The organism is Vibrio sp. TBV020, assembly GCF_046056895.1.
In the GTDB taxonomy this organism is placed as follows: Bacteria; Pseudomonadota; Gammaproteobacteria; order Enterobacterales; family Vibrionaceae; genus Vibrio.
Genome location: NZ_JBEEAQ010000001.1, coordinates 1,008,036 through 1,031,250 on the forward strand (window position 1 = coordinate 1,008,036; position 23,215 = coordinate 1,031,250).

24 protein-coding genes are annotated in these 23,215 nt (G+C 43.9%); 12 read left to right on the top strand and 12 right to left on the bottom strand.

Annotated elements, in window-relative coordinates; translation table 11 throughout:
* Window positions 1-29 precede the first annotated feature (29 nt).
* From AAFX28_RS04255 to AAFX28_RS04270, 4 genes are all read right to left on the bottom strand, one after another.
* Window positions 30-821 carry an oxalate:formate antiporter gene (locus AAFX28_RS04255; RefSeq protein WP_408685942.1) on the bottom strand — a complete coding sequence of 264 codons (792 nt, stop codon included), beginning with the start codon at window positions 819-821 and terminating at the stop codon, window positions 30-32.
* 178 nt (window positions 822-999) lie between these two features.
* Window positions 1,000-1,935, bottom strand: a complete 936-nt coding sequence (locus tag AAFX28_RS04260; protein ID WP_408685944.1) for a DMT family transporter — start codon at window positions 1,933-1,935, stop codon at window positions 1,000-1,002.
* A gap of 98 nt (window positions 1,936-2,033) precedes the next feature.
* Entirely contained in the window at window positions 2,034-2,747 is a 714-nt protein-coding gene (locus tag AAFX28_RS04265; protein ID WP_408685946.1) for a helix-turn-helix domain-containing protein, read from the bottom strand.
* Between the two features lie 138 nt (window positions 2,748-2,885).
* Window positions 2,886-3,080, bottom strand: coding sequence for a hypothetical protein (locus AAFX28_RS04270; protein WP_408685948.1), 195 nt, complete (start codon window positions 3,078-3,080; stop codon window positions 2,886-2,888).
* A gap of 190 nt (window positions 3,081-3,270) precedes the next feature.
* Between AAFX28_RS04270 and AAFX28_RS04275 the strand changes: the two genes are divergently transcribed.
* Together AAFX28_RS04275 and AAFX28_RS04280 are read left to right on the top strand one after the other, a co-directional pair.
* Window positions 3,271-3,705: a hypothetical protein gene (locus tag AAFX28_RS04275; RefSeq protein WP_408685950.1), complete on the top strand. Its 435-nt coding sequence runs from the start codon at window positions 3,271-3,273 to the stop codon at window positions 3,703-3,705.
* 126 nt (window positions 3,706-3,831) lie between these two features.
* Window positions 3,832-4,587, top strand: a complete 756-nt coding sequence (locus AAFX28_RS04280; RefSeq protein WP_408685952.1) for a phosphatase PAP2 family protein — start codon at window positions 3,832-3,834, stop codon at window positions 4,585-4,587.
* Window positions 4,588-4,602: 15 nt separating this feature from the next.
* Here AAFX28_RS04280 and AAFX28_RS04285 read toward each other — a convergent pair whose 3' ends face one another.
* The gene (locus AAFX28_RS04285) at window positions 4,603-5,481 is read right to left on the bottom strand and encodes a LysR family transcriptional regulator (protein ID WP_408685954.1); all 879 of its coding nucleotides are present in this window, start codon (window positions 5,479-5,481) and stop codon (window positions 4,603-4,605) included.
* Between the two features lie 103 nt (window positions 5,482-5,584).
* On the opposite strand from AAFX28_RS04285, the gene AAFX28_RS04290 reads away from it, so the two are divergent.
* The gene (locus AAFX28_RS04290) at window positions 5,585-6,553 is read left to right on the top strand and encodes an aldo/keto reductase family oxidoreductase (protein WP_408685955.1); all 969 of its coding nucleotides are present in this window, start codon (window positions 5,585-5,587) and stop codon (window positions 6,551-6,553) included.
* A 9-nt stretch (window positions 6,554-6,562) separates the two neighbouring features.
* On the top strand, window positions 6,563-6,949 hold the full coding sequence (locus tag AAFX28_RS04295) for a GlcG/HbpS family heme-binding protein (RefSeq protein ID WP_408685956.1): 387 nt from the start codon (window positions 6,563-6,565) through the stop codon (window positions 6,947-6,949).
* A gap of 71 nt (window positions 6,950-7,020) precedes the next feature.
* On the opposite strand, the gene AAFX28_RS04300 is transcribed toward AAFX28_RS04295, so the two are convergent.
* The 4 genes from AAFX28_RS04300 to AAFX28_RS04315 are packed head-to-tail and all read right to left on the bottom strand — an operon-like array spanning window position 7,021 to window position 10,910.
* Entirely contained in the window at window positions 7,021-8,118 is a 1,098-nt protein-coding gene (locus AAFX28_RS04300) for an extracellular solute-binding protein (protein WP_408685958.1), read from the bottom strand.
* A 13-nt stretch (window positions 8,119-8,131) separates the two neighbouring features.
* On the bottom strand, window positions 8,132-8,977 hold the full coding sequence (locus tag AAFX28_RS04305) for an ABC transporter permease (protein WP_408685960.1): 846 nt from the start codon (window positions 8,975-8,977) through the stop codon (window positions 8,132-8,134).
* Window positions 8,974-9,843, bottom strand: a complete 870-nt coding sequence (locus AAFX28_RS04310) for an ABC transporter permease (RefSeq protein WP_408685962.1) — start codon at window positions 9,841-9,843, stop codon at window positions 8,974-8,976. The genes AAFX28_RS04305 and AAFX28_RS04310 overlap by 4 nt, the downstream gene beginning before the upstream one ends.
* Window positions 9,840-10,910 (bottom strand): ABC transporter ATP-binding protein, encoded by a 1,071-nt coding sequence (locus AAFX28_RS04315; RefSeq protein ID WP_408685964.1) that lies wholly within the window; start codon window positions 10,908-10,910, stop codon window positions 9,840-9,842. The genes AAFX28_RS04310 and AAFX28_RS04315 overlap by 4 nt, the downstream gene beginning before the upstream one ends.
* 239 nt (window positions 10,911-11,149) lie before the next feature.
* On the opposite strand from AAFX28_RS04315, the gene AAFX28_RS04320 reads away from it, so the two are divergent.
* The 7 genes from AAFX28_RS04320 (at window position 11,150) to napH (ending at window position 18,323) form a co-directional block, all read left to right on the top strand.
* Window positions 11,150-11,980: a glycerophosphodiester phosphodiesterase gene (locus tag AAFX28_RS04320; protein ID WP_408685966.1), complete on the top strand. Its 831-nt coding sequence runs from the start codon at window positions 11,150-11,152 to the stop codon at window positions 11,978-11,980.
* A gap of 14 nt (window positions 11,981-11,994) precedes the next feature.
* The gene (locus AAFX28_RS04325) at window positions 11,995-13,119 is read left to right on the top strand and encodes an ROK family protein (protein ID WP_408685968.1); all 1,125 of its coding nucleotides are present in this window, start codon (window positions 11,995-11,997) and stop codon (window positions 13,117-13,119) included.
* Window positions 13,120-13,144: 25 nt separating this feature from the next.
* Window positions 13,145-13,819, top strand: coding sequence for a DUF1868 domain-containing protein (locus AAFX28_RS04330; RefSeq protein WP_408685970.1), 675 nt, complete (start codon window positions 13,145-13,147; stop codon window positions 13,817-13,819).
* A 199-nt stretch (window positions 13,820-14,018) separates the two neighbouring features.
* Complete coding sequence (locus AAFX28_RS04335; RefSeq protein ID WP_408685972.1) at window positions 14,019-15,974, top strand: alkyl/aryl-sulfatase; 1,956 nt, start codon at window positions 14,019-14,021, stop codon at window positions 15,972-15,974.
* 14 nt (window positions 15,975-15,988) lie between these two features.
* Complete coding sequence (locus tag AAFX28_RS04340) at window positions 15,989-16,441, top strand: hypothetical protein (protein ID WP_408685974.1); 453 nt, start codon at window positions 15,989-15,991, stop codon at window positions 16,439-16,441.
* 263 nt (window positions 16,442-16,704) lie between these two features.
* On the top strand, window positions 16,705-17,472 hold the full coding sequence (gene napG / locus AAFX28_RS04345) for a ferredoxin-type protein NapG (protein ID WP_408685976.1): 768 nt from the start codon (window positions 16,705-16,707) through the stop codon (window positions 17,470-17,472).
* Window positions 17,472-18,323, top strand: coding sequence for a quinol dehydrogenase ferredoxin subunit NapH (napH, locus tag AAFX28_RS04350; RefSeq protein WP_408685978.1), 852 nt, complete (start codon window positions 17,472-17,474; stop codon window positions 18,321-18,323). The genes napG and napH overlap by 1 nt, the downstream gene beginning before the upstream one ends.
* Window positions 18,324-18,416: 93 nt before the next feature.
* Here napH and AAFX28_RS04355 read toward each other — a convergent pair whose 3' ends face one another.
* Window positions 18,417-19,286, bottom strand: coding sequence for a LysR family transcriptional regulator (locus AAFX28_RS04355; protein WP_408685980.1), 870 nt, complete (start codon window positions 19,284-19,286; stop codon window positions 18,417-18,419).
* Between the two features lie 101 nt (window positions 19,287-19,387).
* Here AAFX28_RS04355 and AAFX28_RS04360 point away from each other — a divergent pair, with 101 nt between their 5' ends.
* On the top strand, window positions 19,388-19,759 hold the full coding sequence (locus tag AAFX28_RS04360; protein WP_408685981.1) for a nuclear transport factor 2 family protein: 372 nt from the start codon (window positions 19,388-19,390) through the stop codon (window positions 19,757-19,759).
* A gap of 54 nt (window positions 19,760-19,813) precedes the next feature.
* On the opposite strand, the gene AAFX28_RS04365 is transcribed toward AAFX28_RS04360, so the two are convergent.
* Both AAFX28_RS04365 and malT read right to left on the bottom strand, forming a co-directional pair.
* Window positions 19,814-20,323, bottom strand: a complete 510-nt coding sequence (locus AAFX28_RS04365) for a hypothetical protein (RefSeq protein ID WP_408685982.1) — start codon at window positions 20,321-20,323, stop codon at window positions 19,814-19,816.
* Window positions 20,324-20,486: 163 nt separating this feature from the next.
* Complete coding sequence (gene malT / locus AAFX28_RS04370; RefSeq protein WP_408685984.1) at window positions 20,487-23,195, bottom strand: HTH-type transcriptional regulator MalT; 2,709 nt, start codon at window positions 23,193-23,195, stop codon at window positions 20,487-20,489.
* Between the last annotated feature and the right edge of the window lie 20 nt (window positions 23,196-23,215).

Sequence of the window (23,215 nt, forward strand, 5' to 3'; positions counted from 1 at the left end):
TTGGGCGCTAACCTGAGCGAGTTAATTCTCTATTTCAACGCTTCTAAGTAAGCAATACTGACTTGTTTTGCTTGATCGTTAATTGTCACGTTCTCTTTAGCTCGTAACTCCAAATAGATGGCGATACAGTGCTCAAGAGCGGCAATTAAAGATATTTTCTCTGGTATAGCAACTGTCTTTACAAGCTTGCTGGCAAACTCAGGTAGGCGTTTCTCGATGGTACGCACGCCTGATGGTGTTAAGCCTGCTTGTTGCAAAGCAAGTGGTGAAAGTGCCGTCATTCGCAAGAAAGAAATGAACTCTAACGTTTCAAAATATTCACCACGGGCAATTTTGGTTGCGGCGTAATGTACCCAAATCCAAACTCGGTCCTCGATCCACTGAGCGTCCGGCTGCGGATAGTGTGGCTGTTTACTTGCAAAGACATCACTTAAACAGTTTTCGCGTTGCCACAGTACCTGAGTATCATCAACTCTTACTGCTGCGTCAGGTAGGGAAACGAATTTAAAGTCGACATGAACAGGATCACTACCACCAAATAGAGACACAATCAGTCTTGGCTCACCAACATGTTCCCCAGTGAAAGCAGCAAGCAAACCTTCAAACTGATTTAGAATCTCAAAGCGTTGTGCCATAACCTCTGAGTGATGCTCAGGTTCAATAGCAATTACAAAGTCTAAATCACTATACTCGTCCATAGAATCTGAAGCATAAGAGCCACTACAACCAATGCCACAAATGCGTGGGTCTTGTGATAACACAGCAACAATATGCTCGAGTACAGCTTGATGAGAAGTCGGAAGGGATTTTGGAAATTTCATTTTTTTACCTATTAGTCTGGTTGACGATTCGCAACTGCTGGTGCGGTAAAATTTACGCAGCATTACAGAATCGCTAAACTTCTTATAAAAAGCAAGATTAAATTAGACAATAATTATTGCGGCAAAAATCAATCAGAGCTTTGGTTATCCCAACTAGCTATTTCATTCAAACGGAAGGTTATCCAGCCGCTTTTCGTTTGCTTAAATCTTTGTCTAAGGTTTGTAGAATCAGGCATACACCAATCAAGCCAATACCTACCCATCCAGAAACAGCAATCTTTTCTCCTACAATCCAAACGGCTAACACAGCTGCCACAACGGGTTCGAATAATGTCAAAAGGTTTGCGCTGCTAACATCCACGTATCTCAAACCATAACCAAACGCGAGGTAGCCTAAGCACATCGGAATGATTGCCATATAGATTGAAACGGAGGCGTTGGTTATGTCTGCAAAAAGGTTATCTCCAGTAAAGGTTAAGCTAGGTATTAGCAATAGCGCTCCTCCCGCAAAAATGCTGCCTATTGCCGCTTGCGACTTAATTCCATCATCAATCATCCGCTTGGCAACCCATGAATAAATGGCATAACTTAGGCCGGCGATTAATCCCAACACGATGCCTAAAAGGTAAGAGGAATGGTCAGACTCAACCGCCCCGTTCGATTTCGCCATTACCAGCATAATGATGCCTACCGAGCCAAATGCGAAGCTGATCCACCATTGAATGGATATACGATTATTTTTGCTAAAAAGACACCCAATGAGAACTGTAAAGAAAGGCGCACTAGCAATTGAAATGACTGTCCCTACTGCAACACCAGAGAGCTTCATAGAGGTATAAAAGGCTAGGGGGTACACGGCTAATGCAGCGCAGCTTATTATTAACGCCAACTTAAACACCATAATTTGATTGAAATGGTGACGGATGCTAGACCAAGACAATACCGCTTGGAGCAAGCCACCAATGCCCATAGAAAAAGCGCCAATAGCTAGTGGGCTGACTTGGTGTGCAAAACTAGCAGCAGTGCCTGTTGTTCCCCAAAGTAAGGAAGCAAATAAGATCGCTACTACCCCTGTTTGGTATTGGCTGGTTGTTTGAACCGCGATAGATGGCATGGTTTGTTTCTCTACATTAATATCGAATAGAGAAAAGTGTACTCAGATTACGAATAGTAAACTTTGCAGAAAAGACGCAGTAATTGTCTAAATAGACGTTATTGACGTGCTAACTCGCGCGGCGACAAACCAAAGTGATTTGAAAAACGACGACTGAACGCGGATAGGTCTGTGTAGCCCACGCGCTCAGCAATTAATTGTACCGGCAAATCAGTATGCGTGAGCAAGGCTTTTGCTTTCTCCATTCGTTGTTCAGTGATGTACTGTAATGTGCTGATACCGATGCTTTCTTTAAACCGTTTCTTAAACTGAGTTGGGCTTAAACACGCAATCTTAGCCAACTCATTGATCGTCAAAGGCATACCAATGTTTTCAGCAATATGACGTTGTACCGCTCGAATCCGAGGGTCAACAGGCTTAGCATGAGTCTGCTGTTGTAAAAGCAACGAGAACACCTTTAGAACCGAGTTTTCTAGCCCGCCATCGACTTGGTGCTGTAATTGCTTTTCAACGAAGTGAAGATAACTCAATAGTGGTGGTGTGACAGAAAATACAGCCAGTTGCTCAGTAAGAAAGTGAGTAGGTAATACATCCAAATCCGCTACAATAAAACGCGCCATTTCATCCGCTTTAAAACCATGCTCAATACCAGCAGGAATAACAACACACTCGCCGACCGTTACTCTGCCGACAAAACTGGGCATCTCAATAGCGATATTGCCATGAATAGGCAACACCAGTTGATGGTAATTCTCGTGCGAGTGGCTCTGTAATTGCTTGGTGTAAGCTCGAATGCTGAGGCTGTTTTTCATATCGGATTTGCTAAGCGGTTACACCTAATATCATTTAGATAAAAGGAGTATAAACCGTCAGAAATAGAGCACAAGTGAACTAACGGAACAAAGCATCCGCTGCAGCTTTGTTGAAAACACGAGGTCTGGGTAATCCAGCTATCCGTCTATTTCCTCATAGCGTTTGCTTTTGATCAGCATATCTAATTCTTCTTGGCTGATTAATTCATAAGCCTTTTGTGCATGACTATCGACGAGTGATGCTCGTAATTTCAACGACAACTGCCTTCTTTGGCGTGGGCTTAGTTCGGCAACACATCGAAGCATGGCTTCAAACTCTTGGTTGTTAATCATAATAATTATCCTCCTCGCAACCTTCTAAATACGGCGAAAGATTTCTAACCTAGCATTGGTACTGCTCATTGTTAGATTAGAGCAGTTGCATTCCATATGCAACGATATTTATATCGTCAATGAAATAAAGAAAACCATATCAATGTGTGACAGAATTTGAGTGATGAGAGAAAGCTGAAAAGAGGTTTCAATGAAATATGTCGTGGCAACGTTAGGGCTTACCGCTTTGTTAGCTGGGTGTAGTATGAACAATCCCCCATCTCCCAATGTGATGTCGTTTTGTGAAACGTATAAGAGCGGTGCAGCCGTTGCAGTATTAGGTAGCAGTCCTGTTGTCGAAGGAGAGTGGTATGGGGACTGGGCTTACAATCTTAATCAATTTGGAGCGAGTCACCCGACGATCAAGATCTGGCGAGAAGAAGATAATTTGGGTTTAGAATTGCCTAAATACACCTTACTTGTTGCACAAAAAGATACGGGTGAGTACCAGTTAAGAGAGGTAGTGGAACAACCTTATTATGACTACGTGATGGCTGCGATCGGCGGTTTTCCAGTAGATGGTGTTTTAAGTTACTTCCAGGTGGCAAAACAGCAACCTTCACAAATATCTGCTCTTTGTCGGTGACGGCATTTTGTGACTGAAACAACGAGAGGTTGCTAACTTTCACCAAATTGACATTAAGTTGATAAATTTTCCACGCTTCGTCGGCTAAGATGCTTTTCGATGTTTGATTTTGTGTAGGTCGAAAGTGTGAAAAGAATACTGCAGGAAAAGCGACACGGATTAGGGCTTTTGGTTGGATTCCTATTGTTGGTTGCTCCAATGTCTCTGCTTGTGAGTCATATAGATCTGCTCAGTGAAGTGGCTGATTCATCGGGGCTTATTTATACGATGATTACAGACTCTGCCGGTTCTTCTGGTTTTCTTTTTACCTTGGTCATTTTGACTTTAATGACTGTTAAAGTGATGGGTTTCAATCGTCAATTCGTGACAAAAATGATCCAACTCGGTGTTATTTTAGTGATAGGTTTTGCAGCAAAAACCGGACTTAAGCATGTAACAGAAAGTCCTCGACCTTACACCGAACTACTGACTCATCAGCTATTAATTCCCAACCCTGGTCACTTTTATAAACTTGATACAACACAGAAAGCAGAAGTGATTGATGAAATCTCTCAACAAGTATCGACTTGGCGGACACGTCACTGGCAGGGGGAAAAAGATTATTCGTTCCCTTCTGGGCATACTATTTTTGCCTCGATTTGCTTAGCGTTCTTTGGTGCGCTATTTATGCAGCATAAACGCTATGGTTTAACTGTGTTGGTTGCATTATGGGCACTGAGTGTAGCCTACAGCCGCTTGTGGTTAGGTATGCATCGGCCAATCGATCTAGTTGGATCCATCTTGTTCGTCTCAGCGGTTTATTTGATTATCCCTAGCTTTGACAGACTCAGTAGTATGCTGATTGACCGACTTAACTTATCTTTTAGTCTATCGTTACGATGAGGTAGCGGCTGAACGTTATTCTCCATGAAAATAGCGCTTAACGAATTGTATGAAGGCTTGCGCTTTTGCTGATGGAAAGACTAGTTGAGGATATAGCAGGTAGATTGATCCTGACTCTTTACGTGTCTCATCAGGCAAAACTTGCACAAGCTCCCCGCGTGTTAGCTCATCTTTTACAAAGTAGCTTGCAATACGAATTATCCCCATGTGATTGATGGCGGCACTTTTCAGCAGTTCATTTTGGTTGCTGTGTAGCCAACCTTGGGCTTCTACTGTAGTACTGGCAAGTGGCCATTCTTTCTGATGTAACGTCGCCAAACACTCATGTTGTGATAGCTGTTCTACCTGTGTTAGTGGTTCGTAGCGTGAGAGATATTCTGGTGACGCGACAAGGCAGTGTTCGTAATCAAATAGGTGAGAAGCAATGATGTTTTCTGGTGGGTTACGTGTCGCTCGAAATGCAAAGTCCACTTCAGTATCTGTAATGCTCAGCACTTCATAGCTGGAGTTTATCTCAAACCTAACCTCAGGATAGTTGCGCTTAAACTCTGCACATAGTTTATAAAGCACCGACTCTGCGAACATTTTAGGAGCAGTCAGGCGAAGCACCCCTGTCACATCACTTGCTTGTAGATTGAGCAGCCTGTCTAGTTCAGTCACCTGATTTTTGATTCGCTGTGTTTGAGCGTAAATTTGCGCCCCTTCTGGGGTCAGTCTAACGCTGCGAGTTGTCCTCACTATCAAAGGTGTCTGTAACTCTAATTCTAGGCTTTTGATTTTTGACGATAAATAGCTTTTCGAAACCCCCAACTGATCTGCTGCTTTTGAAAAGCTGAGATGAAAGGCGACTTCGTTGAACAGCATGAGTTTTTCAACTCTTTTCGGGTCTGACATTGTTCTCATACCAGAATAATCATTTCATATTCCAGTTATTATCATATTTATTGAAAACAATACAATGAGCAGAGATACGTTATTTAATTTTGAAAGGTGAGCAATGAATAGCAAGACGTTACCACTGTCTCAGCATCTGCCTAACGTCAGTCAATTGGCTTTTGGCTGCATGGGACTTGGCGGTGGTTGGAACAATAACCCGATTACACAACAAGATGAGAACCAAGCGAGAGAAGCGATCGAGGCCGCTTTGGAAGGTGGGATAAACTTCTTTGATCATGCTGATATCTATACATTTGGAAAAGCGGAACAAGTCTTTGGAAAAGTTCTAAAGCAATCCCTATCGCTGAAAGACCAAATGTATATTCAGTCTAAATGTGGGATTCGTTTTGAAGATAAGTTAGGCGCTAAGCGTTATGACTTTTCTGCTGATTGGGTGACTCAATCTGTAGACGGTATTCTTTCTCGGCTACATATCGATAAGATAAATGTGCTGCTATTGCACCGCCCAGATCCACTGGTTGAATTTGATGAACTTAGCGAAGCGATCAATCAACTAACAGCGGCGGGGAAAGTTGAGCATCTAGGTGTGTCAAACATGAACCACGCTCAGATGCAGCACTTTCAATCCCGTATTGATAGCAAGATTATTGTCAACCAAATCCAAATGAGTTTGAATCACTTGGATTTCATCAAACAGGCGGTCGCTTTGCCATTTAATGCGCAGCAGTGCTCTCAAGGAACTTTGGAGTATTGTGATACGCATGGGGTTCAGCTCCAAGCTTGGGGATGCTTAGCGCAAGGGATATTTACCGGACGTGACGACAACACCGCTGATTCACGAGTACGCGAAACCATTGGTTACGTCACCTCACTTGCCGAGCGATATCAAGTATCACGCGAAGCTATCGTACTGGCGTTTCTTACTCGCTTACCTCAAGGTATTCAGCCGGTGATCGGGACGGCCAATCCAGCACGTATTCGAGCGTGTGTTGAGGTCGATAAGGTGACATTGAGCCGCGCTGAGTGGTACACGCTACTTGAGAAGTCACTTGGCCAGGAAATACCATAAGGAGCTAAAATGGGGATTTTGCAAGCATCGCGACTGATTAAGTACGCGATTGAACAGGCTGAGTTAAATCAGCAAGAAATCGCGGTTGCGGTTACTGACTCCCATGGTGAACTTGTTGCGTTCTATCGTATGGATGGTGTAAGTGTACAAGCAGGGTTGTTAGCACAAAACAAAGCCTATACCTCAGCAAGAGATCGTCAGCCAAGTGGTGACCTTGGTAAATGGGCAAGAGAGACTGGTAAGCAGCTAAGTTATTGGACTGACCCAAAGATCACGGGGTTTATGGGCGGTCTACCTATTGTCTCGAATGAGGTTGTCATTGGCGCAATTGGTATCAGTGGTTTGTCAGAAGAAGAGGATGAATCACTCGCTCAAAAAGTGCTGAGCTCGTTATAGAAAAGTAGTTGTTCTAAAAAAGGGCTCTATCACTAGAGCCCTTTTACATTTTGTCAGATTGGAAGGCTTACTTAACGCATCAATACGTTACGAGTGAACTGTTTTTTCAACATCGCGCTGTATTCAGAGTTAAATGGTACTGTTGCATTTGCGCGCATCTCTTGAGGTAGTAGAGAGTTAGAGCTGTCTGCGTCTGGGTGCTGCGGCGCTGAACCAAACTCAGCATTGATTGCTGACTGTGTTTCTGCCGATGTTAACCAGTTGATGAATACAAGTGATGCTGCTTTGTGTTGGCTGTTTTTCGCTACCGTTACAAAGTTACCGCCGCCAGACATACCAAATTCAGGGATGTAGAATTTGATTCGATCTGTCAGTGCGCCACGCTTTTGTAGACCTGCTAGGTGGTCTTCCCAAGCTGGCGCCATGATGATTTCGCCATCATTGATACGCGTTAGACTGTCAGCGTTTGATGCTGTAATTAAGATGTCTTCTTTATTGCTTTGGTACCAATCCCAAGTGTCTGCCCATGACTTAATTACTTTTGGATCAGGCTTTTCAGTCATTTCAAAGTCACCGTTCACATGGCGAATTGTTGCTTCGATGAAGCGTTGGCCTGCACCACCACCATTTGGGTCGTTCACACCAAAATTCATTGGGTTATTCTTGATGTATTTTTCAATATCAGCAAATGATTGTGGTAGATCCGCTTCATTAATACGCCCTGAATCGTAAGCAATACCTGTCTGGTTACCCCAGAAAGTCACACCATAGCCTTGGCTATCAACGCCTTCCGCAGATTTGTTTAGTTTTTCAAATTCTGGCAATACGTTAAGTGGCATTAACGTGCTGTCTATTTTAAACGTTTTTAATGCTGTTGGGCCTAAAGCGACGATGTCCATTGAGCCTTGGTCTCGGCGGCTTTCTGCTTGTAGCTTGTTACGGTTACCATCGTGAGTACCTTCAGGGATACGCACCTTAATGCCTGTTTGCTCTTCGAAAGGTTTTACGAACTTACGCCATGCTGGTTGTAGGTACCAAACAGAGAAAGTCACAGAACCTTCTTCTTTCGCTTGAGCTTCAATCTGTTCCCAGCTCATTGTGTTGACGTCGTACGCCATTGCTGAGAAAGAGCTTGCTGCGATCAGTGCAGATAAGAGTGTTTTTTTCATAGTATCCTCTGAATTATGCTTTACCTGTAGATTGGGACAGGTAGTTTCCTTTTAGTAGACGTTCAATGAGCAGCATCAGCAATACATTCGGAATCACTAGAATCAGTGATACTACGGCAGCATCTGGGCGGATGAAAGAGTAACCCAAGAACGAATAGAGTATGGTAGGGACGGTAATAAAGTCAGGTGCACCAAGTACGAAAGCCATATTGAACTCTTCGATACTGATAACCAGACAGAAAATAGTAGACGCTAATAGGCTTGGCTTAAGCATAGGTAAAAATGCGTGTTTGAATGTACCAATCTTACCTGCACCCATGTCAGCACATGCATCAATTAGGTCTTGTGGAATTGCTTTAAAGCCTGCAGACAAAATACGGATTGCGTAAGGCAAAGCCAGTACTGTGTGAGCGATAACAATGTTGATGTAAGGGTCGTTTAATCCAAGCTCTAATAACATTGAACTAAAGAAAACCGCCAGAATCATTGATGGCATAACCATTGGTAGTAGCGATACCATTTCAGCAATTTTCTTACCTTTAAATTCAAATCGACCAAAAGCATAGGCGGTTGGCAGAGCCAGTGTGATTGTCAAAAAGGCCACTGCTGGAGCCACGCTGTAACTGTTGCGTAATGCTTCTGGTAGCGAGGTGTTGTTCCACACTTCAACCCAACGCCCAAAAGAGAGCACTTGTGGGAATAGATCTGGGTAACTCCATGGGTGACCAGGGTCGACCAACGACCACAAAATTGCCATCGCAAAAGGAATACCAAGCCACACGAGGTTAACCAGAATAAAGAAGCCGATAGAAATCGTCATGACCAGTTGAGTGTTAGACATCTGCTTTAAGCGGTTCATTTTGATGCCTCCACATTGATGACAGGTTTCTTACGAGTTGCAAATGGTTGAGTAAGTAGCGTTAGGACAACAGCAGAGATAGCCGCGAGAATCATAATAACCATGGCGATAACCGCTGAGTTCTCCCACTCATAATATTGGGTTGCGGTAATGTTCATTAACATTGCCAATGAATAGCTGCTGCGAGAGCCTGCTACAGCGGCAAACGAGAAGTCACCCAGAGCACCGATGAATACCAAAATAGAAGCAGCTTGCAGTGCTGGAATCGTCAATGGGAAGATGATATTTCTAAAACGAGACCAACGTGTTGCACCTAAGTCCAAAGCAGCATCAAGAAGGTCGGTACGAATACTCGCGATAGCACCAGTGATTAGAATTAAGGCAAAGGGTAGGTTTTTCCAAATTTGCAGGACCACAATGCTCCAACCAAATTTGTCGTTCGCCAACCTCATTGGCTTATCAATGATACCCATAAGCAGAAGTAGCTCGTTGAAAATACCGTGGTAAGCGATCACGTTCATCATAAGGAACGCAGCAACAAGACCCGGTACAAACATAGGTGCACGTAAAACACCAATAATGGCTGGCTTACCTGGTACCTCTTTTTGTAACCAAAGAGCAATAGGGTAGGCAAAAGCGACAGCGCCTAGAGTACCTAAGATTGAGGTTCGAAGAGAGTAACCCACAGATCGCCACAACACAGGGTCGTTAAGCGTTGTTTGCCAGTACTCAAGCGTAGGGTTTGTTTCACCCGTTAGGCTAAACGCACCAAAACTTTGGGCAATCACTACATAGAGTGCGCTCCCCATTAGCAGCGCTATCGTCCCTACACCGGGTATAAGTAACAGATAAGGCTTTAATTTCATGCTTCTACCTCTTCCAAAAAGCGAATAGCATGAGGAGGAATACGAACATTTAGTACATCACCACGTTGAGCAGTTACACGTCCGCTAAGCTGTAGGCGAATTTTTTGATCTTGTAGATTGCCAATCCAGCCAAATACATCAAGGTTATTACCTTGGAAAGCGCTAGAATCAACTGTGACTTGGAAGCTGTTTGGTGCTCCTGTTTCACACAGTTCTGCATCTTCTGGGCGCCAACAAATATATAGGTGTTGGCCACATGGTGGTGTGTTGGATTCAACCGTTAGGTCGGCTAAGTTGCAACTTACTTTGTAGCTATTGTCATTGTCATCAGATTCGACAAAGGCACTGTGAATGTTTGCAGCACCGATGAAGTCTGCGACAAAACGGCTGTTCGGTTGATAGTAAATTTCTTCTGGCGTACCAATTTGTTCAATCTGACCTCGGTTAAGAACGACGATGCGATCACTCATTGCTAATGCTTCTGCTTGATCGTGCGTAACATAGATAGAGGTTAAGTTATGCTGACGTTGCAGTTCTTTAATTTCGAAACGAACACCTTCACGCATCTTCGCATCAAGGTTTGATAAAGGCTCATCGAACAGAATAATGTCTGGGCGAGTCACCATTGCACGCGCCAAAGCGACACGTTGTTGCTGACCACCGGAAAGTTGACCAGGAAGCTTATCTTTATGCTCCATTAGGCCAACTTGCTCTAAGATCTCGGTAAGACGCTTGTGTTGCTCACGCTTATCGATCTTTTGCTGCTCCATACCAAAACAGATGTTGTGCGAAACACTGAGGTGTGGGAAAAGCGCATACGATTGAAAACACATCGCTGTATCGCGCTTTTCAGGTGGAGTATTCGTGACGATTTTCTCATTGATTAATATGTCGCCTTTAGTTGGCATTTGAAAGCCACCAATCATTTTCAACAGAGTGGTCTTTCCACAGCCACTAGGCCCCAACAAAGTGACGAACTCACCTTTCTTTACAGAGAAAGAGATGTCTTTTGAGGCAAAAAAATCACCGTAGCTTTTAGTGATAGCGCGCAATTCTAAAATGTTCATATTAACCTTTTTTAAAAAGTTTAATGTTTCCGTTAAGACTATTTTTAGTTTATTTCAAAAATATTACTTGGCGATAAAATTTGCTGAAAAATCACGCTTTGATCACGCCATAAAATATAAGTTATTGATATTTATGTGTATTTTATCGTGTCACAATTCTGTATTCACTCAGTTGACAAGTATGCCCTTAGGCGATTAATCTCTATTAAACTTTCTAAGGTAGTTTAATTGGTGTAGTAATGGCGTTCGATTTTAATGTCTCACATCAGGGCTCAGTTTTGGTAAATCCTCATAGAGGTGATTGCCTTTTTTACCCAGAAAACACGATGTTAGCGTTTCAAAGTGCGGTTGATAAAGGTGCGACCTGCATCGAAATCGATGTCGCAATGACAAGTGACAACCAGATTGTCGTTATCCATGACCCTAGTGTTGCACGTACTTCTAATGGGCTGGGTTATGTAGAGCAAATGACATTCTCGCAAATAAACGAGCTCGACTTTGGCTTATGGTTTGGTGAGCAATTTCGTGGTACCAAGATCTCTACCTTGTCAGAAGTGCTTGATTGGGCAATTACGCACAATATTGGATTGGTGGTCGAAGCGAAACAAAGACGTCGTCATCAAGAATTTAGTGAAGTGTTAATCGAGCTACTAAAACAAAAGCCACAAAGTCTGGAACTTATTCTATTGCTTGGCTTTGACCATTCCTTGATAAATCGGGCTAAAACCTTGTTGCCAGACATAAAAATTCAGGTTGTCACTTTAGCAAAATACCACGACCAAATAGGCGCGGTTTTGTCATCGAATGCGGATAGCGTTTGTGTTGAATACCCGTACGCCTCAAGAGAGGTATTACAAGCTTATAAAGATGCTGGCTTATCGGTACGTCTCTATTTACCAAATAAAGGTGAGAATATCGTGACGACTCAGTGGTTTAATCAGTATTATGGCTACGATGTTCACAGTGAAATCATCGATTGGATACGTAGTGGGCTGATAGACATGCTGAGTCATGATGACATCGATATGTTGAAAGATTTGATCAATGAAGCTGGCTTGAAAGCCATTTAAGGAAGCAGCTACCCATGTTACACCCTATTAAACCTGTTCAACTTGAGTTAACTCCGGGCCAAAAGAAGATTCTGGCGACTTGTCGTCAAGAAGGCTCAGTGTCTCGCGCAAAAGTAGTTGAGCTGACAGGGCTTCGCAGTGGTAGTGTCACCAGTATCTCGAAAGAGCTATTGGCGATGAACTTGATTAAGGAAGGGGCTAGAGTTCGTATTGGACGAGGTCAACCGATCATTCCTCTTGAGTTAAACCCTTATGCGGCCTTCTCGTTTGGCATTGCTTTTCATATCCAGCGGATTGAAATCGGCTTGGCGAACTTTTGTGGCACTTTAGTGGATAAGGTCATCATTCCTTACCAAGAAGATACCGCAATTGATGTGGTTCTTGGTCACATCCATCAAGAGATCATGGCTCTGATTGAAAAACAGAAGCTTCAGCATGCTCGTATTCTTGGGATAGGGGTTTCTTTACCTGGACCGACCAAAGGCGATCGAAAGAGTGTTTATACCGTTGAAGCGCTAGCGCATTGGCGTGACGAACCTTTGGCTGAAAAGTTTGGTCACTACTTCGATTGGCCTGTTTGGATCGACAATGACTGTAAATCAGCCGTTGTAGGCGAGTTTTATTCAGGTCAGTGGCCTGGGGTTAAGAATATGGTCTTGATTCAACTCGGTCATGGTGTTGGTGGTGGCGCGATCGTTAATGGCAAACTTTATCGAGGTAGTCGCCAGAACGCGGGTGAAATTGGTACTTACTTCAGCATTATTGGTGAGGAAAAAAAGCCAACTATTCGCGCTTTGCTCAAGCAATTGAATGAGGCTGGCTATTCCATCAATGACCCAGAGCAGATCCCAGATAGCAGCAACCCTATAGTACGTTCATGGCTTGATAACGCGGTTTATCAGTTACGACCATTGGTTATGTTGACGATAGGTTGGCTTGACCCGGATTGCGTGATTATTGCGGGTGAATGCCCTGCACACCTAAGCCAAATCATTATCGATGAAATGAATCTTACGCACGAATGGACTCAGTTCGAACGAGACTATCCAATTGCGCGTCTTTCTCCAACCAAAGTTGGAATGTCGCTGAATACTTATGGGGCTTGTATGTACCCAGTATTCCGCACACTAGGTATTTAATAAAACATCACTGGAACATCTAATTATGAAATTTGCACCGAGCGTGGGCGTTAAGTTCCACGAGGATGGCTCTGTCCGTCGTTTTCCGGGAAACACGTTTATTTGTCATGTCGACCCATCATTAGAACTCATTAACGAGTTAGCTTGGGCGCAAGAACAGCTCAAAGCAATGGAGTGTGGTTTTAAGTTCTCATACTTGCCGATTGAGTCGATGCATATGACCGTTTTCGAAGGAGTATGTGATCAGATTCGTTTGGCAGAGAAGTGGACGTCAAAGGTACCGCTAGACGCAACGCTATCGGAAACGACAGATTACTTTGCTAAAGCAGTGCAGGAAATTGGTCCTCACCAAGGATTTGAGATGGTGTATGACTATGTACACAACTGCCAGATTGGTGGTTCTGCAATTCGAATCAAGCCTGCAAATAATGAGACTAAGCAAGCGCTTGCTAACTGTAGAGAGCAACTGCGTGAAGCAACAGGTATCAATATGCCTGATTTTGATGATTACCATTTCCACATTACATTGAGCTATCGTGTCATCGAACTTGAAGAACACGAAAAAGCAGAGCTAGTGGCAACGACTGAGCGTATTGCAGAGCGTATTTCTAAATCGTTTGGCACATTAAAGCATCGAGCAGTTGAGTTCTGTACCTTTGAGGACATGTTTGAGTTCAAACCTCTGCTCACACTCTCTTAGTAAAAAGCGGCTAATATGGCCGCTTTTCTCTTCTTCCTATCTACTTAATTATCTCTTTAATCACTCTACGCGCCTTATCTTGATAACTACTTAACAAAGATAGAAATTTTATAAGTTTCTTAGGGCGTTTATTTGTTAAATCTTGCGGTTAGCTTCTAGACTCAAATTTGGTGTTTATATGCATTTAAGGGAGTAAGTCATGAAGCCAATCTCGGCGATAATCATAGCTATTTTAGCTTCTTCATCGGCCATTGCAGGTGAATCAAAACCCGCTACTGAAGCCACCATTGCAGCAAACAATAAAGTTGCGCAGACTCTACCATTTAAAGACAAGCAGGATTTTAAAGACGCTCAGCGCGGTTTTATTGCCAAGCAAGATACGGTCACTATTACTAATGAAAATGGTGATGTTGTGTGGGACTTGGAAGCGTATAAGAAATACATCACGTTAGAGAACCCAGCGCCTGATAGTGTTAACCCGAGCCTTTGGCGAAATGCTCAGCTAAATATGATCAATGGTTTGTTTGAAGTCACTGATGGCGTTTACCAGGTGCGTGGCTATGACCTTTCTAATATTACCTTTGTTAAAGGTGATACGGGCTGGATTGTTTTTGACCCTTTGATCTCTCAAGAAACTGCAAAAGCGGCTCTGGAGTTTGTTAACGCTGAGCTAGGGGAGCGTCCGGTTGTGGCGGTTATTTATAGCCATAGCCACATTGACCATTTTGGTGGTGTCCGTGGCATCGTTGATGAACAAGATGTTCTTGACGGTAAGGTAGAAATCATCGCTTCACATGGGTTTACTGAGCATGCTGTATCGGAAAACGTAATTGCGGGTAATGCAATGGGCCGTCGCGCGGTTTATATGTACGGAGCGCTGTTACCAAGAAACGAGCGTGGAGGCGTGAATGGTGGATTAGGGCAGACGACCTCTACTGGTTTGGCGACTTTGATTAAACCAACCGACATCATTGAAAAAACGGGTGAAGAGCGCACGATTGATGGCGTGAAAATGGTATTCCAATATACCCCAGGATCTGAGGCTCCAACCGAAATCAATACTTACTTCCCAGAGAAAAAAGCATTGTGGATGGCGGAAAACGCGACGAATACAATGCATAACATTTTGACCTTACGTGGTGCTCAAGTGCGTGATGCGCTGAAATGGTCTAGCTACTTGCAAGAAACGATTGAAATGTGGGGTGACGAAGTTGAAGTGAAATTTCAAAGTCACCATTGGCCGATGTGGGGACAGGATGATATCAACGACTACTTTAAGAAGCAGCGTGATATGTACAAATACACCCACGATCAAACTGTACGCTTAATGAACCAAGGTTATATTGGCTCTGAAATCTCCGAGATCATCCAGTTCCCTGATGAGATTGAGAACAATTGGAGCACTCGTGGTTACTACGGCACTTTGCGCCACAATAGTCGTGCGGTGTATCAGCGCTATATGGGCTGGTACAACGGTAATCCTTCCGATCTAAATAACCTTCCACCGACCAACGCTGCTGTAAAATATGTTGAATACATGGGCGGAGAACGTGCCGTGATCGAAAAAGCGAAAGCTGACTTTGACGCGGGCAAGTATCGCTGGGTAGCAGAGGTGCTAAAACATGTCGTGTTTGCCAACCCGCAGAGTAAGAAAGGTAAAGAGCTGCTTGCTGATACCTATGAGCAGTTAGGTTATCAAGCAGAGTCTGGACCTTGGCGCTCTGTCTACTTGCAAGGTGCGTATGAACTAAGAAATGGTACGCCTTCTACTGGGGGAACCAACACAGCATCGCCGGATATTATCAAAAACATGCCACCAGAGATGTTATTTGATTATCTAGCAGTGCGTATTTTGCCAGAGAAAGCTGCAGGGAAAGACTTTGCAATCAATATTAACTTCACCGATCTTGATGAAAAGTACACGCTTTATGTTGAGAACTCCGTGTTAAACCATACGACTAAGCAGACTGATAAGCCAGATGTGACACTGACTTTGACGAAAGGTGCTTTGGATGATGTTCAACTGGGTAATGTGACGTTAGAGCAAGCTATCGCTAACGGTGACATTGAATTAGATGGAGACAAAGACGTCTTTAAAGACTTCGTTGGGATGCTAGATACCTTTAACTTCTGGTTCAATATCGTTACCCCATAAATTAGGAGCACAGTATGAAGCAGGGCCTATGTTTGCTTTTTGCTGCCCTCACAATAGCGAGCCCAATGAGTTGGGCTTGCTCATACGATGGGCAGTTTAATAACCCTTTTTCTGAAAGTTACCCAGGCTCTTTGGATGTAGCGATTGCTACACAGCAAGCGATTAAGAGTCAGACTATTGCAGCTCCTCAGCGTTTGGAAGGAGGGCAAGGTTTACGTCGAGCAAGTTGGTGGTTAAATTTGATGGTTGAGAGTAACCCTAATTTGCCTTCGGGCACTTATATTTATTTGGTCGACAGCCAGCTATGGTCACAATATCAACCTGACAAACGACTCGCTGTACATGTCAGTGCTCCTGAATCGACAGCAAATGTTTTGCTTATCTCTGAAGCGGCACTTGGTAGTGTCATTAGTGATAAGATTACGCTAGATAAAGCGGAAGAGCTTGGCCTAGTTATCCGCGGGTAACTAGAGTTGTTAGATGAGTTAAAGCGGTCAGTGTGGCCGCTTTTTTTCATCCTTAATTTTGACAATTTGTGACCCTAACCACTTCATATTCTTGATCTAACTCAACCAAGGTTGTGACTACCTCTTTCGGGGTGGTCGAATCCTACCTCAACTCACATACACTCACCCCTAAACGACTACAATTAATATGGTTATATGTAGACGAAGAGTGAGAAATATAGCGCTTTATTGCACTAGCACTCACGCTTCACTGGGATAGTGTAATGAGTAATCCTAAAGCAAAAATTTCAGAAAGTCGGCGTCGATTTTTACGCGACACGGCAAGAACAGCAGCGGGTGTCGGCGCTGTGGCAACTGTGCTGGGTTTGCAGTCAGTGCAAACCCAAGCTAGAGACGGTTCAGGTGTGCCTATTAGGCCGCCCGGAGCCTTAGAAAAAGGCGAGTTCGAAAAAGCGTGTACTCGTTGTGGGTTATGTGTTCAAGCTTGCCCTTACGATACATTAAAGCTTGCAACGTTGCTTTCATCGGTCGAATCAGGGACCCCATACTTTGATGCACGAGCAATTCCGTGTGAAATGTGTGAAGACATTCCATGTGTTGTGGCTTGTCCTAGCGGTGCGCTAGACCCTTCATTGACTGATATTGACCAGGCTCGGATGGGCACAGCGGTATTAATAGACCACGAATCGTGTCTTAACTGGCAAGGTTTACGATGTGATGTGTGTTACCGAGTTTGCCCACTCATAGACGAAGCAATTACGCTTGAACATGTTCGCAATGAACGTACTGGTTATCACGCCAAACTTATCCCCACGGTCCATTCTGATAAGTGTACTGGTTGTGGCAAGTGTGAACAGGCATGCGTCACCGAAGTTGCTGCGATAAAAATCATCCCTACGGAACTCGCTAAGGGCAAAATGGGCGCCCATTATCAATTAGGCTGGGAAGAAATTACCAAACCTTTAGATAATAGCGAGCCTGATCAAGTGATTCCTTCAGGTGCGCTAGAGTCGTTAGGAGGGAAGCTGTAATGGCTAAGAATCTTGCTAAAGACGCAGGTAAAGAAGCGGCTCAAAAACTGGGCTGGTGGCACGCTCATCGTTTTTTGATTTTACGTCGCTTATGTCAAATCAGCGTAATTGGTTTATTCCTTTTAGGACCAACGATTGGGATTTTGAAAGGTAACTTATCTTCTAGCTTACTGCTTGATACGGTGCCACTAACCGATCCACTTATCTTTTTGCAGATTGTCTTTACTGGGCATATGCCAGAACTCAGTGCCATTATAGGTGTTGCTATTGTGGTCGGATTTTATGCACTGGTTAGTCCTAGGGCATTTTGTGGTTGGGTTTGCCCGATGAATGTCGTGACTGATTTTGCTGCTTGGCTCAAACGCAAACTCGAGATTAAAGCGAGTTTTCGCTGGAACCCTCAATTGAGATATTGGCTTCTTTTTGCTTTGCTCATTGGTAGTGCGGCATCAGGCACTATTTTGTGGGGCTGGATAGATCCTGTTGCTGCTCTGCACCGAGGCATTCTATTTGGAATGGGGGCGGGATGGATCTTAATCTTGTTGGTGTTCGTCGTCGATTTGTTATTGGTAGACCATGGTTGGTGCGGTCATCTATGTCCTCTTGGAGCGACATATGGGGTGATTGGGCGTAAGAGTTTGATTCGTATTACAGCGACCAACCGAGAAGCGTGTACCAAGTGTATGGATTGCTACAATGTTTGTCCTGAGCCGGTAGTTTTGCGTCAACCACTCAAAGAAGGAGACCGACGGGTGATGGATCAAAACTGCATGAGTTGTGGACGTTGTATCGATGTTTGCCCAGAGAATGTGCTGGAGTACAAAACCATATTTAAGGTGAAGCCTGAATAAACTGAAACCACGACAATAGGTCGTGGTTTTTTATTTTACGCAGGCTATTTCGCCATAAGAAACGGCTTTACTGACTGCATAGTGAGCGACGACTTACTCACCTATTTTCATCTCTCTGAGCTTACTTTGGATAGCCTCAATTGCCATCACAACGGCAATCGGTGGTTTTTGAGAGTAAGCGTGTAAAGCATATAGGTTGGTCAACGGTAGCTCATAATCGGGTAAACAAGGCGCGAGCGTTGGATATTGTTTGATAAGGAAGTCTGGAATGATTCCAACACCTAAACCCAGTGACACCATTGTGGCGACTTGATTGATGGTGTTTGCTCTATGGGACGCAGTGAAGCGAAATGTTTTCACTTCATCACTTGTTTGGTTTTGTAGAGTGTGATGAATGTGCTTACGTTGCCAATGGTTAGCAACATACGCAGCCGAAGAAAGCTCGTCTCGAGAGTGGTTTGCTTGGCAAAGAACATCTCTAAATGCGCCTATCTTTCTTTGGCGATAGCTACTATCTGCGGACTCGCCGACTCGAATCGCTAAATCAATATTGTGTTGCATTAAATCGAGTTGATGATCATCAGCAATAAGCTCAATTCTAACTTCAGGATAACGAACAAATGTGCTTGCAACGGCTGGGGCGACCACGCTTTCCATTAAGGCGTGGGGAGCGGTAAGGGTCACGGAACCAGAAGGAGTCGTCTGAGCTTGTTTGATTTCGTCCCAAGCTTGGTCAGCGATAGCGTGCATTGCTAGACAATGCTGATAGAAGCGCTCCCCTTGAGGCGTTAGGCTCTGTTTTCTCGTGGTTCGTTTAAGCAATACGGTATCAAGCTCCTGCTCGAGCTGTTTCAACGCGCTGCTCAAAACGGACTTTGATAACTCAAGCCTTTCTGCAGCTTTGGAAATAGATCCGCTCTCAACAATGGCAAGGAATAGGCTCATCTGGCGATGTTTATTCATTTGATTGTTCTCTTTATTAGAACAGTAAGTTCTTATTCGTTTGTTTTTCTTTGTTAATAGTAACACTAAACTGAGCGCATTGATTTAGAGGAGAACAAACTATGAGCCAATCTGTATTAGAAGCATGTCAGGCAGGAATTGAAGCTTGGAAAACAGCGTTTAACCAACAAGATGCAAAAGGGTGTGCAGAGCAGTACGCCGAAGGCACAACAATGCACGCTAAGCCATTTGGTACATTTGATGGTCGTGAGCAAATTCAGTCTTTTTGGCAAAACATTATGGACCAAGGTTTCTCAGATGTTTCTTATACAGAAACAGAGTGGGAAAAGGTCGATGACAATAACTACATTTTGACCTCTAAGTGGACAATGAATAAAGCATTTGGTGTCGTACATAAAGAAGTTTGGACACTACAAGATGACGGAAAAGCGCGTTTAACCTACGATGAGTTCGAAGTTTTAGGCGAGCGATAAAAGTGAAAAGGCAGTGATTCAATGATCACTGCCTTTTTAGCTAGATCGGGTGTGTTATTCAGTTGGGGCTAGCGCGCTCTTATTCATTACGACCATTGTCAGTATGTCTCGATCGCCTTCGTTTTCACCGTAACCGTGAGATTTCACCGCCCAAAACGCGCCTTTTTCTTCAATGAGTCTCCAGTCCCACTTGTAGCCATCTTCAAATGCTAAGTGTAAATTACCATTATCTTGGAACTCCCAAGTGATGGTTTCTGATGTCCCTTTATCAACTTTCGTGTATTTACCAGTACCATCGTCCATCAAGAGCATTTGGCGTTTCTTCTTACCTTTATTGAATGAGAAGACCAATTCCTGATCAACTACCATATCATCAGTAAAGATCTCATAGCCGCCACATTCCATGACTGCCTTATCAAACATCTCTTGAGTGTAACTCGCCCCTGAACCATCACCAGTAGTACAAAGGTTGGATTTTATTGCTTGTTCTTCGGGAGAGGAGGTTGATTGGCAACCCGCTAGAATTGCTACGGAAAGAAAAGTCACTGACGTTATTAGTTTCATATTTAAGCCTCATTCCTTGATTGGTATTGCGCGTTTAGCCTAGTAAATGCTCAATAAGGAAAGACCATAATCTCGAGTTCGTCAAACTCACAAAAGGTACTGGATAGGAAAAAATAAGATTAGCCACTGCAGAAGGCAGTGGCTAATTGGTGTGACAAAGAAGTTAGTACCCCATCAACTGCAGTAGATTCTCTGCAGTTTTTACCGCCTCTTTTCGGTTGGCGATATTGAGCTTTTGGTAGAGATTTCGGATGTGGGTCTTAATTGTTGTGCCCGCGACATCGAGTTCTTGAGCGATTTGCTCATTACTGAAGCCTGAGTAGATTAACCCAAGTACTTGCCACTCACGTTGTGTTAGCGGGCTTGTACGAACCAATTCGGGTATGTTCGGGTGATTTACCAACTTCTCTATGAACTCTTCGTCAAAATGGACTGAGCTGCTGCGCTGAGTGGTTGAAATATCTTTAAGTAGTTGCTGAGTTCGATGGCGTTCTAAATCGTTCAACTCATTGTTCTTACTTAAAGACTCTAAGATATGCCCTACCTTGCTGCCATCAACCAGGAAGTTACCAATAATCCCGGTTTGATTGGTTAAAGAAAGTGCCTGTTTGAGAAGATCACGAGCTGACGCGTCATCTTGCTGTGACGTTGCTAGAACTGCTTCAACAATCAGGTTACGGTTTCTGTCAGTCACGAGTTCATTCTCTTCGGCCTGCTGCTGCAAAAACGTCAGAGTTTCATTGGCATCAGTGTATTTTGCTAAGGCGATTTGAGCACGAGCAATGTTACGCCATTGCAGCTGAGTAAAGTGGTTGCAAGCTTGCTCTGGACGCACAGTGGTTTCTAGCCATTGTTCGATAGAATCAAGGTCATCACGTGCTTGCCAATACAAGATAAGTGAAAGCGAGGCGTTCGCCGTCCAATCTACGTGATAAGTCGACTGTTTAAGTAGGTGAGTGATTTGCTCGATGAACTTACCCGCTTTATCGATTTCTCCTCTACCAATGGCAATTCGCGCTAACATTGAGTAGCTGTGTAAATGCTTACTTGGACTGTGATTACCCAGTATATCTAGCCCCTTGTATGCGCACTCTTCCGCTTCATCTAATCGATTCCAACACCATAAGATTTGTGCACGAATTCGAAGTAAGAACTCATGCAGAGGAACTTGCTGCAGCTGATGTTCTTCGATCAGTTTGAATGCATTGTCTTGAATTTCAAAAGCAGCTTGTACATAACCTTGAGCAATCAAGATTTCGCTTTGCTGCAACATTGCCCATAGAGCTTGATGGTAAACTTGATACTGACGAGCAAGCTTTTCAGTTTGCTGCATCATTGGCAGAGCACGACTTAAATGGCCAAGTACATGATTCACTTCACCGACAACTGAAGTGGCAACGATACGACTGCGGTAAACGGTGCTATCTAACTGACTTAGCGCGAGCTCCGCGAGTTCTAGAGCTTTTTCAGGTTCATTCTGGTTGATGGCAACCTGAGCACGCAGTGCATTGAATTCACCTTGTTCTTTGGTGCTTAGCACAACACTGAACTGAGCCATCTGTTCATCTGCTTTTGACAACAGATCACCGACGTCGTTATATCTGTGTTGGCTCTGAGCTAACCACGCCTGAAGCATGCAAAGTTTTGGTTCACTGTAGAGCTGTTCTGGTGCAAGTGAGTTGATGGCGGTTTCAAGGGATTGAAGTTCACCACCATTAAACATTTTCCAACCAAATTGGCTCAAGATATCGGCCGTGAGTTGGCGATCATTCGCTTCTTGCGCGTGGTGCAGAGCTTGGTGCGGAGAAGAAAGTTTTAACCACGCTTTCGCCGCAGTTTGGTGGAGTTTCTTTTCTTGCTGTGGAATACGCGCGCTGCGTTCGTGGGCTAGAAACTCGGCAAATAGATTGTGGAAGCGATACCAGTTTTGTTCACCTTCAAGTGGGTGAATAAACAGGCCGAAGCGATTCAATGATTCGATCATGCTTAGTGCGTCTTCACGCTCGGTCAGTTCTGATACCAAATAATCGTTGAAGTGATCAAGTACCGAACATTGCAGCAAGAATTGACGTGTTTCTTTGTCAAGTAAATCAAAGACTTCCTCGACTAAGTAGTCCCAGAGATGTGCGTGGTTGAATTCAGAAAAAGACTCGGCGGATTGAGCAAGCGTTTTATGTTGATGCTGGGCTTGCAGCGCGATCAATTGAAGCGCTGAAGGCCAACCTTCGACATAGTTGCGTAAGTTGGTTGCTGTGGTGTCATCAATACCATCGGCCACGCGTTGATTAAAAAATCGTGTGGTTTCTTCAGTATCAAATGCCAGAAGCTCATCACCAATTTCGATCATCAAATCACGTACACGCAGGTTAGCTGTACCTAAAGGCGGCGCTGCTCGGCTAGTAACGACTAAAGTCAGGTTGTCGGGCATGTGCTTTAGGAAAAAGCGCATTGCTTCATGAATATCGTCATCGTTAATTAGATGGTAGTCATCGAGCACCAAGTAGCATTCTTGGTGAAAACTAGAGATCTCGGTGAAGACCTCCCCAAATAAGGAATGGAGGGATGAAAATTGACGCTTTTCTGCCAATTTTTGCGAGTTGGGACAGCTGCCATCAGTCGCTTTGTTTAGTGCTTGAAGCAGGTAGTTCATAAAACGAAACGAATCGTTATCACTGTCATCAATGCTGTACCAACCAACGTGAGATTTGTCTGATAGCCACTGCGCAGCCATGGTGGTTTTGCCATAGCCCGCTGGTGAGCGAAACAATACCAATTTATAGAACGGTGCTTGTTGTAACAGATCTAAAACTCGAGGGCGTACGATTGCGTTATGTAAGCGCCCCGGACGTGTCAATTTAGAAGGAATCCACATCTCTCTATTCCCTTTGTTCC

Excerpts from the sequence above, each read along its gene's own strand:
- AAFX28_RS04305 (WP_408685960.1), bottom strand. The coding sequence starts at position 8,977 with ATGAACCGCTTAAAGCAGATGTCTAACACTCAACTGGTCATGACGATT.
- AAFX28_RS04295 (WP_408685956.1), top strand. The coding sequence starts at position 6,563 with ATGGGGATTTTGCAAGCATCGCGACTGATTAAGTACGCGATTGAACAG.
- AAFX28_RS04365 (WP_408685982.1), bottom strand. The coding sequence starts at position 20,323 with ATGAAACTAATAACGTCAGTGACTTTTCTTTCCGTAGCAATTCTAGCG.
- AAFX28_RS04270 (WP_408685948.1), bottom strand. The coding sequence starts at position 3,080 with ATGATTAACAACCAAGAGTTTGAAGCCATGCTTCGATGTGTTGCCGAA.
- malT (WP_408685984.1), bottom strand. The coding sequence starts at position 23,195 with ATGTGGATTCCTTCTAAATTGACACGTCCGGGGCGCTTACATAACGCA.
- AAFX28_RS04275 (WP_408685950.1), top strand. The coding sequence starts at position 3,271 with ATGAAATATGTCGTGGCAACGTTAGGGCTTACCGCTTTGTTAGCTGGG.
- AAFX28_RS04255 (WP_408685942.1), bottom strand. The coding sequence starts at position 821 with ATGAAATTTCCAAAATCCCTTCCGACTTCTCATCAAGCTGTACTCGAG.
- AAFX28_RS04260 (WP_408685944.1), bottom strand. The coding sequence starts at position 1,935 with ATGCCATCTATCGCGGTTCAAACAACCAGCCAATACCAAACAGGGGTA.
- napG (WP_408685976.1), top strand. The coding sequence starts at position 16,705 with ATGAGTAATCCTAAAGCAAAAATTTCAGAAAGTCGGCGTCGATTTTTA.
- AAFX28_RS04285 (WP_408685954.1), bottom strand. The coding sequence starts at position 5,481 with ATGTCAGACCCGAAAAGAGTTGAAAAACTCATGCTGTTCAACGAAGTC.
- AAFX28_RS04360 (WP_408685981.1), top strand. The coding sequence starts at position 19,388 with ATGAGCCAATCTGTATTAGAAGCATGTCAGGCAGGAATTGAAGCTTGG.
- AAFX28_RS04320 (WP_408685966.1), top strand. The coding sequence starts at position 11,150 with ATGGCGTTCGATTTTAATGTCTCACATCAGGGCTCAGTTTTGGTAAAT.
- AAFX28_RS04300 (WP_408685958.1), bottom strand. The coding sequence starts at position 8,118 with ATGAAAAAAACACTCTTATCTGCACTGATCGCAGCAAGCTCTTTCTCA.
- AAFX28_RS04290 (WP_408685955.1), top strand. The coding sequence starts at position 5,585 with ATGAATAGCAAGACGTTACCACTGTCTCAGCATCTGCCTAACGTCAGT.
- AAFX28_RS04265 (WP_408685946.1), bottom strand. The coding sequence starts at position 2,747 with ATGAAAAACAGCCTCAGCATTCGAGCTTACACCAAGCAATTACAGAGC.
- AAFX28_RS04335 (WP_408685972.1), top strand. The coding sequence starts at position 14,019 with ATGAAGCCAATCTCGGCGATAATCATAGCTATTTTAGCTTCTTCATCG.
- AAFX28_RS04315 (WP_408685964.1), bottom strand. The coding sequence starts at position 10,910 with ATGAACATTTTAGAATTGCGCGCTATCACTAAAAGCTACGGTGATTTT.
- AAFX28_RS04325 (WP_408685968.1), top strand. The coding sequence starts at position 11,995 with ATGTTACACCCTATTAAACCTGTTCAACTTGAGTTAACTCCGGGCCAA.
- AAFX28_RS04340 (WP_408685974.1), top strand. The coding sequence starts at position 15,989 with ATGAAGCAGGGCCTATGTTTGCTTTTTGCTGCCCTCACAATAGCGAGC.
- AAFX28_RS04355 (WP_408685980.1), bottom strand. The coding sequence starts at position 19,286 with ATGAATAAACATCGCCAGATGAGCCTATTCCTTGCCATTGTTGAGAGC.
- napH (WP_408685978.1), top strand. The coding sequence starts at position 17,472 with ATGGCTAAGAATCTTGCTAAAGACGCAGGTAAAGAAGCGGCTCAAAAA.
- AAFX28_RS04330 (WP_408685970.1), top strand. The coding sequence starts at position 13,145 with ATGAAATTTGCACCGAGCGTGGGCGTTAAGTTCCACGAGGATGGCTCT.
- AAFX28_RS04310 (WP_408685962.1), bottom strand. The coding sequence starts at position 9,843 with ATGAAATTAAAGCCTTATCTGTTACTTATACCCGGTGTAGGGACGATA.